General features: G+C 42.2%; 15 protein-coding genes, 1 tRNA gene, 1 rRNA gene and 1 pseudogene. 12 read left to right on the top strand and 6 right to left on the bottom strand.

Annotated elements, in window-relative coordinates; genetic code table 11:
• The first annotated feature begins 16 nt into the window (after nt 1–16).
• The 3 genes and pseudogenes from rrf to H6G32_RS27555 form a co-directional block, all read left to right on the top strand.
• Nucleotides 17–134 (top strand): 5S ribosomal RNA (gene rrf, locus H6G32_RS18610).
• A 386-nt stretch (nt 135–520) separates the two neighbouring features.
• On the top strand, nt 521–1,408 hold the full coding sequence (locus H6G32_RS18605) for a hypothetical protein (protein WP_190460897.1): 888 nt from the start codon (nt 521–523) through the stop codon (nt 1,406–1,408).
• Between the two features lie 35 nt (nt 1,409–1,443).
• Nucleotides 1,444–1,566 (top strand): annotated as a pseudogene (locus tag H6G32_RS27555) (IS982 family transposase); the annotation flags it as partial.
• 245 nt (nt 1,567–1,811) lie between these two features.
• Here H6G32_RS27555 and nadA read toward each other — a convergent pair.
• Complete coding sequence (gene nadA, locus H6G32_RS18600) at nt 1,812–2,786, bottom strand: quinolinate synthase NadA (RefSeq protein ID WP_190460896.1); 975 nt, start codon at nt 2,784–2,786, stop codon at nt 1,812–1,814.
• A gap of 149 nt (nt 2,787–2,935) precedes the next feature.
• On the opposite strand from nadA, the gene H6G32_RS18595 reads away from it, so the two are divergent.
• The 6 genes from H6G32_RS18595 (at nt 2,936) to H6G32_RS18570 (ending at nt 7,085) form a co-directional block, all read left to right on the top strand.
• On the top strand, nt 2,936–3,856 hold the full coding sequence (locus tag H6G32_RS18595; protein ID WP_190460894.1) for a TIGR04168 family protein: 921 nt from the start codon (nt 2,936–2,938) through the stop codon (nt 3,854–3,856).
• A gap of 131 nt (nt 3,857–3,987) precedes the next feature.
• A tRNA-Ser gene (locus tag H6G32_RS18590) sits at nt 3,988–4,072 on the top strand.
• A 237-nt stretch (nt 4,073–4,309) separates the two neighbouring features.
• Nucleotides 4,310–5,722, top strand: coding sequence for an AAA family ATPase (locus H6G32_RS18585; RefSeq protein WP_190460892.1), 1,413 nt, complete (start codon nt 4,310–4,312; stop codon nt 5,720–5,722).
• Between the two features lie 29 nt (nt 5,723–5,751).
• Nucleotides 5,752–6,279 (top strand): hypothetical protein, encoded by a 528-nt coding sequence (locus H6G32_RS18580; protein ID WP_190460890.1) that lies wholly within the window; start codon nt 5,752–5,754, stop codon nt 6,277–6,279.
• A gap of 90 nt (nt 6,280–6,369) precedes the next feature.
• Nucleotides 6,370–6,636, top strand: coding sequence for a ribbon-helix-helix domain-containing protein (locus H6G32_RS18575; protein ID WP_190460888.1), 267 nt, complete (start codon nt 6,370–6,372; stop codon nt 6,634–6,636).
• Complete coding sequence (locus tag H6G32_RS18570) at nt 6,633–7,085, top strand: type II toxin-antitoxin system VapC family toxin (RefSeq protein WP_190460886.1); 453 nt, start codon at nt 6,633–6,635, stop codon at nt 7,083–7,085. The genes H6G32_RS18575 and H6G32_RS18570 overlap by 4 nt, the downstream gene beginning before the upstream one ends.
• 158 nt (nt 7,086–7,243) lie before the next feature.
• On the opposite strand, the gene H6G32_RS18565 is transcribed toward H6G32_RS18570, so the two are convergent.
• The gene (locus tag H6G32_RS18565) at nt 7,244–7,456 is read right to left on the bottom strand and encodes a helix-turn-helix domain-containing protein (protein ID WP_190460885.1); all 213 of its coding nucleotides are present in this window, start codon (nt 7,454–7,456) and stop codon (nt 7,244–7,246) included.
• A 207-nt stretch (nt 7,457–7,663) separates the two neighbouring features.
• Between H6G32_RS18565 and H6G32_RS18560 the strand changes: the two genes are divergently transcribed.
• Nucleotides 7,664–8,179, top strand: coding sequence for a hypothetical protein (locus tag H6G32_RS18560; RefSeq protein WP_190460883.1), 516 nt, complete (start codon nt 7,664–7,666; stop codon nt 8,177–8,179).
• Here H6G32_RS18560 and H6G32_RS18555 read toward each other — a convergent pair.
• Entirely contained in the window at nt 8,157–9,059 is a 903-nt protein-coding gene (locus H6G32_RS18555; RefSeq protein WP_190460881.1) for a S1 RNA-binding domain-containing protein, read from the bottom strand. The two genes, H6G32_RS18560 and H6G32_RS18555, sit on opposite strands and share 23 nt — an antisense overlap.
• A gap of 134 nt (nt 9,060–9,193) precedes the next feature.
• Nucleotides 9,194–9,961 carry a dienelactone hydrolase family protein gene (locus tag H6G32_RS18550; protein WP_190460879.1) on the bottom strand — a complete coding sequence of 256 codons (768 nt, stop codon included), beginning with the start codon at nt 9,959–9,961 and terminating at the stop codon, nt 9,194–9,196.
• Between the two features lie 155 nt (nt 9,962–10,116).
• Between H6G32_RS18550 and H6G32_RS18545 the strand changes: the two genes are divergently transcribed.
• Nucleotides 10,117–10,401: a zinc ribbon domain-containing protein gene (locus H6G32_RS18545; protein ID WP_190460877.1), complete on the top strand. Its 285-nt coding sequence runs from the start codon at nt 10,117–10,119 to the stop codon at nt 10,399–10,401.
• Nucleotides 10,401–11,387 (top strand): GntR family transcriptional regulator, encoded by a 987-nt coding sequence (locus H6G32_RS18540; protein ID WP_190460875.1) that lies wholly within the window; start codon nt 10,401–10,403, stop codon nt 11,385–11,387. The genes H6G32_RS18545 and H6G32_RS18540 overlap by 1 nt, the downstream gene beginning before the upstream one ends.
• Nucleotides 11,388–11,514: 127 nt before the next feature.
• Here the strand turns inward: H6G32_RS18540 and H6G32_RS18535 are convergent, their stop codons facing one another.
• Both H6G32_RS18535 and clpX read right to left on the bottom strand, forming a co-directional pair.
• Entirely contained in the window at nt 11,515–12,438 is a 924-nt protein-coding gene (locus H6G32_RS18535) for an alpha/beta fold hydrolase (RefSeq protein WP_190460873.1), read from the bottom strand.
• A 92-nt stretch (nt 12,439–12,530) separates the two neighbouring features.
• Nucleotides 12,531–13,871, bottom strand: a complete 1,341-nt coding sequence (gene clpX / locus H6G32_RS18530; protein WP_190460872.1) for an ATP-dependent protease ATP-binding subunit ClpX — start codon at nt 13,869–13,871, stop codon at nt 12,531–12,533.
• Nucleotides 13,872–13,880: the final 9 nt, after the last annotated feature.

Here is a 13,880-nt window from a genome sequence, read left to right as displayed (position 1 = left end):
TAATTTTGAATTCTTTCCTGGTGTCTATTGCGTAGTGGAACCACACTGACCCCTTCCCGAACTCAGTTGTGAAACGCTACTGCGGCGACGATAGTTTTTGGGTAGCCAAACGCAAAAATAGCTCGATGCCAGGTTATTTATCGGCAAAAAACCTCTCTAATTCAACTTAGAGGGGTTTTTTGTTTTTCCCCTCTTCAGTACCTGTTATGCCAAGTATTAATTTGTTCAGCTACTTAACCAAGTGCATCATAGTAAACAGTCTACGAGTGGTTAACGGATTGTGTTGAGCGGTACTAGGCGACGTTTGATGAAGTAACAGCATATCAGAATCAAAGGCTTGATTGCCAAAAGTTAAGGCTCCGCCTCTAATCCCAAAGGAGGCTGAATTTTTATGATTTTATTTGGCAAACTCGTATTTTTACTTATAAAATCGAAGACAAGATGAATTTCTTGAAAACAGAGTCCTAAATTAATTAGTCCGTTAACAAGTCAGGGTGTGAGAGTTATCACTAAATCTCAAATGGTAGATCGGATAAACGATATCGCTTGGCAAGCTCACCAGGGTAGCGTTGCTGCGATTATTCAACTATTGAACGAAAGGCTGGCTAAATCTAGTGTTAGAACGAGAGCTATGTTTTCGGATGGTGTCTTACAGCTTCTATGTGAGGCACCCAGAATAGAGCAACTTGAGCAATCTACCCTAGTAGAACAAATCCAGCAAATTCTTGAGTCGATCGCACCACGTAACATTCGCCGAGTTAATATCAATAGTCGAATTGTTCGGGAAGAGCAATTACTTTGGTTGAAGGACATTTATAGTGATCGCGAGAATCAATTGCTTTGGTCACAGGAAATTACATTAGTTCAGCCCAATATATTAAAGCAATTAATTAAAGATTTCACGGAAGCTCAAATTGAACTAGGAAAACCAAATTTACCTAAAACCCAATCTTCTCGTACTTCAATATTTACTAACAAAGATAAACACAAAAAATTACCCAAAACATGGATACTAGCGACAGTTAGTTTATGCTTACTCTTGTTGCTTGGTTGGATTGTTTATGCCCAATTGGGCGATAAACTTAAAAACCTAATAAAATCAGGAATATCTACTAAAGACACTAAACCAGAAGCATCACCTCAAGCTGCTAGCAAAAGTCTTTTTACCCTATCTGATGATCCATTTGCAGGAGCCGTGCGGCTTGCCAACCAAGCTTCGGCATCAGGTAAAACAGCTACAACTTCAACTCAGTGGTTGGAACTGGCTGCTAGGTGGCAACAGGCTTCAGATTTAATGAGTACTGTGCCACCAAAGCACAGCCGCTATCAAGAAGCTCAGATCCGCACTAAACTATACAGGAAATATAGTGAGGCGGCGCAGAAAGAAGCAGAGAAAAGTAAATTTTAAGTTTAAAAGTAACTAAGGTTGCAAATAACTTCAAAAATCTGTTTTCATGGTTGGAACAAACAAGTCAAATTTCTTGAAAAGTAATGGGTAAAAAGAACTCCAAGCGTCAATATCCTCCTTGGAATCAATATATTCAACAAGATACTCGGTATTACATGACAAAATATCAATGAATGAAGATATGAGTAATTTTGAGGAATAGTGAAATTACTACAGCGGTTCCTGCTGTTATGAAGTACAGTCTCTTCCCCTCCACACTCCCTCATTTTCGGCCCTTTCAGCACTAAATATGTACCTCACAATAGCGGGAAGTGCTGTATTAATCTCATATAGAGACGCGATCGCTCTTTAAGCAGGCGCTCCGCACCATCGCGTCCTTACAAATTGTATGAACCTATTCTAGTTAAACACTCATCTCCAACATCCGTTGCATTGGTCGCAGAGCAGCAAGACGGATATCCTCTGACATGGTGATTTCGGGAGTACGATTTTTCATCGACCAGTAGAGCTTTTCTAGGGTGTTTAACCGCATAAAAGGACATTCGTTGCAAGCACAATTATTCACTGGTGGGGCGGGAATAAAATGTTTGTCAGGAGCTAGTTTTTGCATTTGGTGAATGATACCAGGCTCAGTAGCGACGATAAATTCCTTTGCTGGACTGCTTTGACAATACTTGAGTAAAGCTGCTGTAGAGCCGACAAAGCTGGCGTGGCGCAATACACTACTTTCACATTCTGGATGCGCGATCGCCTCTGCTTGTGGATGTGTAATTTTTAGCTGAACAATTTTCTTTTCGGAAAAGGTTTCATGCACAATACAGCTACCTTCCCATAGCAGCAAATCTCGCCCTGTCTGTTCCATCACATACCGCCCCAAATTCCGATCTGGCGCAAAAATAATTGGCTGCTCCTGGGGTATCTGCTGTACAATCTTCACAGCGTTGGAACTGGTGCAGATAATATCGCTCATCGCCTTAATTTCCGCAGAGCAGTTGATGTAAGAAACCACCAAATGATCCTGATGCGCTGCTTTAAAAGCCGCAAACTCTTCTGCTGGACAACTGTCTGCTAAAGAACAACCAGCATTCAAATCTGGTAACAGTACCAATTTTTCTGGATTGAGGATTTTGGCTGTTTCTGCCATAAAGTGAACACCAGCAAAGATGATCGCATCTGCATTGGTTTTTTCGGCTGCTTTTGCCAGTTGCAACGAATCCCCAATAAAGTCGGCGATATCCTGAATATCAGGCTCTTGATAGTAATGTGCCAGGATAACCGCGTTGAGTTCTTTTTTGAGATCCTCGATGGCGGCAAATAAATCTAATGGTAGTCCACCCGGTTGGGTTGTGTCCCGTTGAGCAAGTGCAGTTGTAAACACAGTTAGGGGTTGCTTCCAGTTGCAAGTATTTTTCTTGTGGATTCAATTATAGTAGTTTTTACCAAAAATGGTGGACGGTTGATATTTCCAGATTGTGTCCAAATTCGGCTGAGTTTCATATCCTGGAGATAGACGGCAAGGAAAGCGGCATGACCAGTCAGAAAACTCAATCAATAACCCTGAAAATTGCTGTAGTTGGCGATGTTCACGACCAATGGGAAGTAGAAGATGGTATGGCACTCAAGCATCTGGGTGTGGACTTAGTGCTGTTTGTGGGGGATTTCGGTAATGAGTCGGTGGAAGTGGTAAGAGCGATCGCCTCCCTCGACATTCCCAAAGCAGGGGTGATGGGCAACCACGATGCATGGTACAGTGCCACGGAATGGGGGCGTAAGAAGTGTCCATACGACCGCTCCAAGGAAGACTGGGTACAGGCACAACTGGATTTATTAGGCCCGTCCCATGTTGGTTACGGTAAGCTGGATTTTCCAGATTGGAATTTAACTGTGGTGGGGGGTCGTCCCTTTACTTGGGGTGGACCGGAGTGGAGATTTGCGGAAATTTGTAACGAACGCTATGGTGTGACGAGTCTGGAAGAGTCCGCCGATCGCATTGTTAAAGCTGTGAAAAGCGCTGCTTATGAGACGATTATTTTTCTGGGACACAATGGGCCTAGTGGATTAGGCGATCGCCCTGAAGACCCATGCGGCAAAGACTGGCACCCCATTGGCGGCGATTTTGGCGATCCAGATTTTGGCCAGGCGATTTCTCAGAGTCTCACGGCTGGTAAAACAATTCCTCTGGTCACATTTGGTCATATGCACCGGACTCTCAGACACACTAAGAAAGTGCCGCGAACACCTGTTTTTAGAAGTCCAGAGGGGACAATTTACTTGAATGCGGCAAATGTGCCCAGGATTATGGAAGAAGGCGGGGTGAAGCTGCGGAATTTTTCCATTGTCTCCCTAGAAGCAGGTGTGGTTTCTCAAGTCTCCCTCATTTGGGTGGGTAATGATTTTCAGGTGGCATCGGAGGAAATTTTATATGGGCGATCGCTTAATGTGTCGTAGAAATTCGCTTACAGTAGTGCCATTTGTGTAGATAATGAGATATAGTATTATCTGTCGGCTTTAGTTTTAGCTGAGGCAAGCGTCTGCATGGCCTTTTGACCAAGGGTAGGCAGGAGCGCGACAGATTTACTGGAGAGGTGGCAGAGTGGTCGATTGCGCCTGACTTGAAATCAGGTGAAGTGAAAGCTTCCGGGAGTTCGAATCTCCCCTTCTCCGTTGGATAATTTTTATAGCGTATTCGTGACTCACTCTTTGACTTACATCTTCAAGTAACTGAAGGTGAGTTAAAGCTATTATGCATTTAACTTTAAGGAAAGAGTCAGCCTTGCTATCATTTGAGATATAACTGTTTGGATATGTAATTCAGCAATAGGTATGATTTGTTGAATTTACAAAGCATGGTAGGGTGTAATTAGGTGTATGTACTTAGTCCTAATTAAAATTAAATGAGCCATGAAAGTAGAAATTGCTAACTTAGGTGTTATTGAAAAAGCAGAAATTGACTTAAAACCTCTCACTGTCTTTATTGGTGGTAATGGAACAGGGAAAACTTGGACAGCTTATACTTTAGCATCTATATTAGGTGAATATGGATGTGACAAGTATTCAAAAGCCTATATTGATAGTAAGACTCAGCAGAGGTATCCAATTATAGATAATGCGATTGAACAGTTTTTACAAGAAGGCAATACAAGTATTGACTTAATTAAATTTGCTGAAGACAATGCTGAAAAATATATCAATGATGTTGCTAATTTAGCTCCTAGCTGGATGAAAAATTTTCTGGGCACAGAGCGGGGAAATTTTGAATATATGCAAGTTAAATTAAATTTGTCAGAAGCTAAACAAGAAGCAATTGATAAGCTCAGAAATAATTTTTCAGAACAACGAATTTATTATTTTGATACCCAAAATAAAAATACTCTGCAAATCCTTAAAGAATCTGGTGAAGAAAATGTTCATTTCTATATCACTTCTGAAGATAAATTAGATAAAATTTTTAAGAAATTACCTAAAAGGATATTTAGGCAATTATTAATCCAAGTTACATTTGAGATATTGCATAAGTCTTTTTATTCAGAAATTTATATATTTCCTATAGAGAGAAATGCTTTTATAATATTTCCTTATCAAGTCGAGAAAGAAATAAATAAGCGTGAAATGATTGAAAATGATGATAAGGATGAAATATCTAAAAGAAAAAGTATACAGCTAAGTATGCCAATACACAATTTAGGAAATATCTTAAAAGATGCATATATAAAACCACTAAGTGAAAGGGAAGAAGAAATACAATTTATTCCCCAAATTTCAGAATATATAAAATTAGCTAAACTTCTTGAAAATGATATTTTGCAAGGGCAATTAAATATTGATGAATCTCTAGCAGGAAAGGAGATACTGTTTCAAGCAACAGAGGAGAATGTTAAATTAGAAATGACAGTTTCTTCTTCAATGATTAAAGAACTAGCTCCTTTAGTTCTTTACTTACGCTATCTAGCTGAACCAAATGAATTACTGATAATTGATGAGCCAGAGATGAATTTACATCCAGCGGCTCAAGTTGAAATTACTGAATTTTTAGCAATGTTAGTTCAGGCAGGTTTAAAAGTGTTAATTACAACACATAGTCCTTATATTGTTGATCATCTTTCTAATTTGATGAAAGCCGCTAAATATGAAGATAAAGATAGCATCAAAGACCGATTTTATTTAGAGCGAACAGAAGCCTTTATTCCTCAAGAAAAAGTTTCTGTTTATCTGTTTGAAGATAGTACAGCTAAAAATATTTTACATGAAAATGGGCGGATAGATTGGGGAACATTTGGAAATGTGTCTGATGACATTTCCCATATTTTTCCATAATCACTCTTAAATACAGGAGTGATTTAAGAATGCCTTTTAATACTTTATTGTTATCATGTTGTTTACTACCAGGTAGAACTAGTCATAGAGAAGATGGAGTAGAGATAAGTTTACAACCAGCAAGTGGTGAAACAGTTTTATTTTTCAATATAGACGATCAATCAAACCCTAACTGTAAATTTCGTCAACTATTAGGACTAGATCAAGAAGGGAGTAAAATCTGTGATTTAATCGTATTTTATGTAAAGGGAAGCGAAAGAATAATCTGTTTTGTAGAATTAAAGGGTGGTGATATCAAAAAAGCAAAAGACCAAGTTATAGAGACATATACATCTTTTAACCAATTCCTGAGAGTATCTAATTCATCATTAAGATTTACGGCAAAAACCTATATTGTATTTAATGGTTCTGTTCCGCGAGAAGTTGATACATATAAAGAAGAATTAAAATATAAGTTTGGTGAAGGTAATTATGCCATTAGCAGAAATTCTGATTTTGGTGCTTTTGTGCGAGGTGAGAAGTATCAACCTAAAGGAAAACGAAAGAAGAGTAGATAGTTGACAGGAAGCGTTTACCGTCCTCCCCTCCCCTCTTTTACCTCGTGCTAGCATTACTAATAAACACTTTTGGGTTTGGGAGTTGAACTAATGAGTACCCTTAATCCGATCACTTTACCCGATGACTTATATAAACAACTTCAAGAGTTAGCTAAAGCTGAAAATGTCTCAGTCGAGACTCAAGTTGTGCGACTATTACAGAACGCCTTACAAACACAAAAACAGCAAATAGAAGAACAGCGACGCAATAATGTCTTGAAAGTTTTAGAGGAAAGTCGCAATCGTCGTCGCTTAAGTCCAGCCGACTTTGGATTACTAGATAGTACAGAAATGATTCGAGAAGATCGGGATAGATGACTACTACTCTTAAATGTGTACTCGATACGAGTGTGTGCATCAAATATTTTATTGCAGATCCACTAAGCCCTAAAGTTATCGAACTTTTTGCTCACCTTTCTTTTTCGCAAACAGAAATGTTTGTACCAGACCTATTTTACATAGAATGTGCAAATGTTTTCTTGAAGTATGTACGTGTAAATATGTACACTTCTGCTGAGGTACAAGCAGATTTAGCTACTCTCAAAAATTTACCATTACAGGCTATTTCCACAGCAGAATTGATGGAAGATGCAGTTAATATCGCTTTGAATTACAATATTTCCGCTTATGATGCTTGTTATGTTGCACTTTCGCAACAGACGAGAACTATTTTACTGACTCTGGACAAAAAGCTAGTCAAGGCTTTAGCGGCTTCATCCTATAACATTTGTTTGTTTAACGAGTTTGAAATTCCACCTTTACCCTGAGTCTAGAAGCCGCCCTCTACTACCCCTTCGTAAGTTTATTTTAAGGCTAAAATAATCCAGCCTTGATCAGTGTCCAACCCTGATAATCAGCAAATTCTCTAAAGTAGCCTAATCATTCTGATAATTTGCTTGACTAGAAGTTTTTTAACCTGGGGTATTTATTCTTCTACGACTTCTACCAAATCTTCAATCATCACATCAAAGGTGCGGGCTAACTTCTGGATGGCTGTGAAGTCTACCATCGACATCCCAGGCGATCGCGCATAGGTTCTCAAGGTACTGTAAACAACGCCGGAACGATCAGATACTTCCTTGATTGTCCAGCCCTTCTCAGCAGCCAGTTCTCTAATCCGCAACCTAATTATTCCCATTACCTATTGACAATTGACTATAATAAGTCGTTAAAATAATATTGTATCATATAAAGCAATCGCCCTCCGGCCTGCAAAACTGAAAGGCGATCGCCTCTGGCGGGCACGAAGTGCCATCGCATAATTAACAAAAACCATTCACTTTCAAAAGAGACCAATCACTCTAAAAATTAGGTGAGCAATCACTTGAAAAATCAGGTTTATTTTATGGTATCATCACTTTTAACAAAAATGCCCGTTATTCGCAGATCAAAAATTGTCCACAAATCGGCAACTCCCCACCAACTAGCCCGATTTGTCACCGAAGAGGCAGTTTGCCTGATGTTCAGAATTGACTTTGAAAATATATATACAGTTGAATGCTGGCGGCACATCGTTTACATTCACGGAAAAGGTGTGAGTAAATTTGTCAGCTACGCCGATTTTCCGCCGATTGTGGGAGTGACGCCACCCACCGCCCTAGACTGTATTAAGTGGCGCAAGCGCTGGCGTAAAACACATGATCATGCCCACAGAAAGCAAGCTCCCTATTGGTGGGCGGAATTTTTTACTAATGAGTTTTGCCAAGCTTCCTCAGAGTCTGTGCTGTCTAGTTGGGGCCAATTGGTCGAGTTGATCAAATTTGCCTTTGCTGAAGACACTTTAGAGGAACTCCGAAGAAGCTATCACCAAGAAAAATCGGTGCTATCGGTAAGCGTGGTTATTCAGCAGGTTTGTTACTAGCTCGATTGGCACGCGCTTCAGCGGAAGCCATCACCTCTTCAAAATTCTCCAGTATTTCGCCGGGGAAGTTTTCCAAAACCCTGGTAGAAAGAGCTACCCGACCTTTGCCTTCATCTAAGTCAATAATTACAGCTTTAATTTTCTGACCGCTTTGAAAGACTTTTTCCAGGGATTCAATGAATTTTTGGCTCACCTGCTTGATGTGTAGCAAGGCGCTCATACCATCTAAATCGACAAATACGCCAAAAGGTTTGATGCCAGTAACTTTACCTTCAACCAGCTGACCTAGTTGTAATAAGCTAAAGTTGCTAGAGCGGGTGGCCAAACGCTGGGAAAGTATTAGTTTGTTGGTGTTGCGATTGATTTCTAAAAAGCCGACATTCAGAGTTTGACCTTTGAGTGATTCTAAGTTATCACGTTCTTGCAAATGCGATCGCGGAATAAATCCCCGCAAAGAAAGAAGATCAACGGTGACACCACCCTTATTCACACCCATAACCCGCACTTGCACCGTCTGGGAATTTTCCTGCATCTCTAGCAGTCGTTCCCAGATGTGCTGAATTTCTAACTGCTTGCGAGAAAGAGTTACTTGACCCTCAGCATCCTGATCTCGGATAATCAAAAACTCCAGTTCTTCTTGCATCGGCAGCACCTCCGATAAATCGGTTACTGCTCTCAAAGAAGCCTCATCACGGGGGAGAAAAGCTGACGACTTGCCACCAATATCAACATAAGCTCCATCATGGTCAAGTTGGAACACTTTGCCATGTACAACCTGTCCCTTTTGAAACTGGTAGTCGTGTTTTTCCAGTGCTTTGGCGAAATCGTCCATTGTAAATGACGAATTGGCTGTTTGAGAACTTTTCGATTCGGAATTCATGACTTTTGAAGATAAATTGTTATTTGATCTGATGCCGCTGGAGTTTTACTCAACGCCCAACAACATCGGACTTGGTGAGAGGGTGATGGCAGCCGTTTGTAGTTATTGCACGCTTGCTTGAACACTAAGCAATTTTACCCCGCCAACAGGCTCCCAAACAGTTGTTTCACCTGCTCCCAAGCATCGGTTGCAGCTTTAGGATTATAGCTGCCACGAAGGTCACAGAAAAAACCGTGATCAGCTCCATCGTAGCGAAACAGACGATGGGGAATGTTGTATTTTTCTAACGCTGCTTCAATCTCATCTACCTGTTCTAAAGGAATACTGGCGTCTTGAGTCCCAAAAAAGGCGTAGAGAGTGCCTTTAATTTCCCTTGTACGGGTCAGGGTGGGTTCTCCACCTCCAGGTGTGCGGGTGGTGATGCCAGCACCATAGAAGGAAGCAGTGGCTTTAATATCTGGTAGGGTGGCGGCCAGATATGCTACATGACCGCCAAAACAGAAGCCTATACAGCCAAAGCCATCTTTTTTCACTTGGGGGAGGCTTTTAAGGTGATCAATTGCTGCCTGAATATCCATCAATAACTCTGGTGCTTGAGTTTGCATGGCGTAGCTTCTACCAGTTTCTATGTCTTGGGGGGTATAGCCAGTTTCAAAGTCTCTGACTTGACGTTGGAAGAGTGCGGGGGCGATCGCTACATACCCCAACTTGGCAATCCGTTCTGTAACTTCCCGAATATGGACGTTAACACCAAAAATTTCCTGTAGAACTACAACTCCTGGGTAAGAACCGGGATCTTTGGGCTGTGCCAAGTAAGCGGTAGGGAGGAAATTATCTGGTCTTACCGTAGCGTCTGGTAGAGAAAGATTAACCGTTGTGGTGGTGATTGCATACTCTGTCATAATAATTTTTACCTATGCCTTGTGATTGTTTGATATAACTATGCCAGTATCTTCAGGCTATCTCCCATCAAATTATCAATTAACACTCATTGAGCGCATGAGAAATTTCCACCAGAGAAACTCAAGGTCAGAATAAAATATTTAACAGGTAGAATATGCATTTGGTGTTAGTTGACAGGTTCTACCCCAGTTCTCAAATTTCCTCGTCCTGTGATCATCCACAAAAAACGCCTTTATCCGTTCGGGTGTATCACTTGCTTGTGGTGTTTCTTTTAGATAGAGACTTGAAGGCGGCAATTAATCTATCAAAGGCGGCTGGCTTAGTCGTCTCTGCCTGTGAACGGGGGGAAACACCTACAGTCCCGGAAGAAGCAGGAAGTAAACCTCAATGTCTGAACAAGTCCGGCATTGTATTTAGTTTTATGGAACAGGCTTGGTGATGATTCAATTCCGTATTCAGCCAGACAGCGAAATTCCCGCATCCACCCAGTTGTTTAATCAAATCAGGTTTGCGATCGCTTCCCGGCAATATCCACCCGCGTATAAATTGCCAAGCACACGGGCGCTAGCAATGCAAACAGGCTTACATCGCAATACCATCAGCAAAGTTTACCGTCAGTTGGAGGAAGACGGATTTGTTGAAAGTCTAGCTGGTTCGGGAATTTATGTCCGCGCCCAAGGACATGAGGGCGGTAGTAGGCTACAATCGCCCATTCTCAAGCAACATCCCGAAGCATACAAAGTTGTTCAAGAAGCACTTGACGAATTGCTCAGTCAAGGCTGTACCCTCAATCAAGCGCGGGAGATATTTCTAGCAGAAATTGACTGGCGTTTGCGTTGTAGTGCACGGGTGCTGGTGGCGGCGCCATCTCAAGACATTGGTGCTGGGGAATTAATGGTCTATGAATTGGAAGAATCCCTAAAAATACCAGTGCAGTTGGTAGCAATGGAAGAATTAGCTGCTGTGCTAGATCAAACTACCTCTGCGACATTGGTCACCAGTCGGTACTTTATTGGGGATGCGGAAGCGATCGCCGCGCCAAAAGCTGTGCGCGTGATCCCCCTGGATATCCACGACTATGGCAAAGAACTCAACTTGGTGAAAAACCTACCCAAAGCTAGTTGTATTGGCATAGCCAGCCTCAGTCCTGGTATTCTTAGAGCTACAGAAGTCATCCTTCACGGTCTACGGGGGGATGAACTACTCGTCATGACTTCGCAACCCAAAGATGCTTATAAACTTCAGGCCCTGGTCAAGCGGGCGGAGGTGATTTTTTGCACCGATCAAGCCAGTTTTTCAGCAGTGCAAGCAGCCGCGCAAACAGCTTCGGAAGACTTAATTCGTCTCCCCAAGTTGGTTCGCTGTGCAAATTATATCGGTTCTCAGTCGATTAGTTTACTCAAACGGGAACTAGGATTGAGTTAACAGAACTCCTGTTCAATGATTCCCTAGCTGAATTAAACAGCATGACGGTATGCCAATTTTGATATTTTAACTAATAAAGATTAGTTTTGTGAACCATTGGTATTTCTAGATCACTAATGACCCTAGGTTAATTTGAATTGCTTAGTTTTGTTGTAGGGATGTGCAAAAACTCTCGCACCCTTACCAAGTAAGTTTCTGGATCTTCCAACATCGGAAAATGGGCGGTATTAGGAATCACAGTAAACTCAACTTTGTCATTTAATGCCGCTGCCTGCCGTCCCAATTCAGCAGGAATAATTATGTCATACTCACCCGCCACCAGCAAAGTTGGTACTGTCAGCTGGGCAAACTCACCAGGCATAAATTCTGCTTGTGCCTTACTGACGGACGTAAAAATGGTTCCCAACGCTGCATCATAATCAGCATCGATAAAATCTTGTAAAAAAGCCTGACGTTCCGATTTGGGTATAGGACTATGCAAAAATCTGGCCATAAACATCCTATCAGCCAATGGTATTTTACCTAACCATTTGGGACGGAATTTAACTACGTAGCCACCGAATTTATAAAAGGCAGCAAAGGCTTTTTCGTCATACTCAAAAATCCCGCTACAAGTTAAAATTCCTTTTTCCACTCGTTGGGGGTAGCGGTTGAAAAATAAAGTAGCAATGGAAGCGCCCATTGAATGGGCATTAATATAAACGCGCTGGAGGTGCAACTCATCTAATAAAGCTGCCAAGTCCTCAGCGTATTCCTCTAACTCATAGGTTAACTCTTTAATTGCCTCAGCTTCTTTCTGGAGCGATTGCGACTCAACAACAGATTCACTAGCTTGGGCAATGGTTGGTTTACCACGGGAACGCCCAAAACCCCGCAGATCGTAGAGTAAACAATCAAAATAGTCTAATAAAGCTTCAGCAGTACTTTGCCAGTACCTAGCCGAACCAGCCCAGCCGTGGATGAAAATCATCACTGGTTTTACCAAAGAACCAGATGGTTTTTTCATCCACTCGTAGTAGTGCTCAACGCCACGAACATTAATATAAGGCATTAGTCAAAATTCTCTCATTCAAAATTTAGAAGTCAAAGGTCAAAAGTCAAAATACAAATGACTAATGACTAATGACTAATGACTAATGACTATTAGGCTGATTCTGGCTTCGGTAGTGAGGAAGGATGCACCAGTAGTTCAGCGGTTGATCGCTTCTCGACCATTTCCCGTGTCACTGTGCAGCGAGTAACATCCTTGCGGGATGGCAACTCATACATCACTTCCAGCATCAATTCTTCCACAATGCCCCGTAGCGCCCGCGCACCAGTTTTGCGGCGGTAGGCTTCTTGAGCGATCGCCCGCAAGGCTTCTGGTTTAAAATCTAACTGAACATTATCCATCTTCAGCAGCTTCTGGTATTGCTTCACCAAAGCGCTACGTGGTTGGGTGAGAATCGCCATCAGCGCTTCTTCATCCAGGGGATCTACCACCGCTACCATTGGCACCCGCCCAATAAATTCGGGAATCATGCCAAATTTCACCAAGTCATCTGGTTCGAGGTGGCGCAATGTATCAGCTGCCCGTTTTTGTTTCGTCTGACCTTCTCCTGGTTGGACAAAGCCGATGGACTTTTTGCCAACTCGCTGATCTACAACCTTATCTAAGCCGACGAAGGCACCGCCACAAACAAACAGGATATTGCTGGTATCAATCTGGATGCAGTCTTGATAGGGATGCTTACGTCCTCCTTGGGGTGGAACGTTAGCGATCGTCCCCTCTAGCATTTTCAGCAAAGCTTGCTGCACACCTTCACCAGAAACATCACGTGTAATCGAGGGGTTCTCACTCTTGCGGGCAATTTTATCAATTTCGTCAATGTAGATAATCCCCCGCTGCGCCTCTTCTACATCCAACTCTGCCACCTGCAATAGTCGCAGTAGGATATTTTCCACATCTTCTCCCACATACCCTGCTTCTGTCAGCGTCGTGGCATCAGCGACGGCAAAGGGTACATCCAGGATTTTCGCTAGGGTTTGTGCTAGGAGGGTTTTGCCGCAACCCGTCGGGCCAATTAACAGAATATTGGACTTTTGCAGTTCTACGGCATCCTCTGCTCCACCTTTGCCACTGCTTTTAGCCTGAACGCTGGCCAGCCGTTTGTAGTGATTGTAAACCGCAACTGACAGCACTTTCTTGGCTTCGTCTTGACCAATTACGTGTTCGTCTAGATACTTTTTAATCTCTCTAGGTTTGGGTATTTGATTAAATGAGAGACTAGAAGTCCGGGCACGGCGTTTTTGCGGTGGTTCTGACCGTGGTGCTGGTGGCGACGCCGCACCATTCGTGTCCAGTAACTCCTCATCTAGTATTTCATTACACAAGTCCACGCATTCGTCGCAGATGTAGACTCCCGGCCCCGCAATCAATTTACGCACCTGCTCCTGAGACTTGCCACAAAACGAACATTTTAAATGGGAGTCGTACTTAGACATACCAGCCTC

The organism is Cylindrospermum sp. FACHB-282 (assembly GCF_014697195.1).
Lineage (GTDB): Bacteria > Cyanobacteriota > Cyanobacteriia > Cyanobacteriales > Nostocaceae > Cylindrospermum.
Note: the sequence above shows the minus strand (reverse complement) of the source record. Positions and strands in the feature narration are given on the sequence as shown.

Excerpts from the sequence above, each read along its gene's own strand:
- H6G32_RS18565 (WP_190460885.1), bottom strand. The coding sequence starts at position 7,456 with ATGGGAATAATTAGGTTGCGGATTAGAGAACTGGCTGCTGAGAAGGGC.
- H6G32_RS18545 (WP_190460877.1), top strand. The coding sequence starts at position 10,117 with ATGCATTTGGTGTTAGTTGACAGGTTCTACCCCAGTTCTCAAATTTCC.
- clpX (WP_190460872.1), bottom strand. The coding sequence starts at position 13,871 with ATGTCTAAGTACGACTCCCATTTAAAATGTTCGTTTTGTGGCAAGTCT.
- H6G32_RS18570 (WP_190460886.1), top strand. The coding sequence starts at position 6,633 with ATGACTACTACTCTTAAATGTGTACTCGATACGAGTGTGTGCATCAAA.
- H6G32_RS18540 (WP_190460875.1), top strand. The coding sequence starts at position 10,401 with ATGATTCAATTCCGTATTCAGCCAGACAGCGAAATTCCCGCATCCACC.
- H6G32_RS18605 (WP_190460897.1), top strand. The coding sequence starts at position 521 with ATGGTAGATCGGATAAACGATATCGCTTGGCAAGCTCACCAGGGTAGC.
- H6G32_RS18535 (WP_190460873.1), bottom strand. The coding sequence starts at position 12,438 with ATGCCTTATATTAATGTTCGTGGCGTTGAGCACTACTACGAGTGGATG.
- H6G32_RS18555 (WP_190460881.1), bottom strand. The coding sequence starts at position 9,059 with ATGAATTCCGAATCGAAAAGTTCTCAAACAGCCAATTCGTCATTTACA.
- H6G32_RS18560 (WP_190460883.1), top strand. The coding sequence starts at position 7,664 with ATGGTATCATCACTTTTAACAAAAATGCCCGTTATTCGCAGATCAAAA.
- H6G32_RS18580 (WP_190460890.1), top strand. The coding sequence starts at position 5,752 with ATGCCTTTTAATACTTTATTGTTATCATGTTGTTTACTACCAGGTAGA.
- H6G32_RS18575 (WP_190460888.1), top strand. The coding sequence starts at position 6,370 with ATGAGTACCCTTAATCCGATCACTTTACCCGATGACTTATATAAACAA.
- H6G32_RS18595 (WP_190460894.1), top strand. The coding sequence starts at position 2,936 with ATGACCAGTCAGAAAACTCAATCAATAACCCTGAAAATTGCTGTAGTT.
- H6G32_RS18550 (WP_190460879.1), bottom strand. The coding sequence starts at position 9,961 with ATGACAGAGTATGCAATCACCACCACAACGGTTAATCTTTCTCTACCA.
- H6G32_RS18585 (WP_190460892.1), top strand. The coding sequence starts at position 4,310 with ATGAAAGTAGAAATTGCTAACTTAGGTGTTATTGAAAAAGCAGAAATT.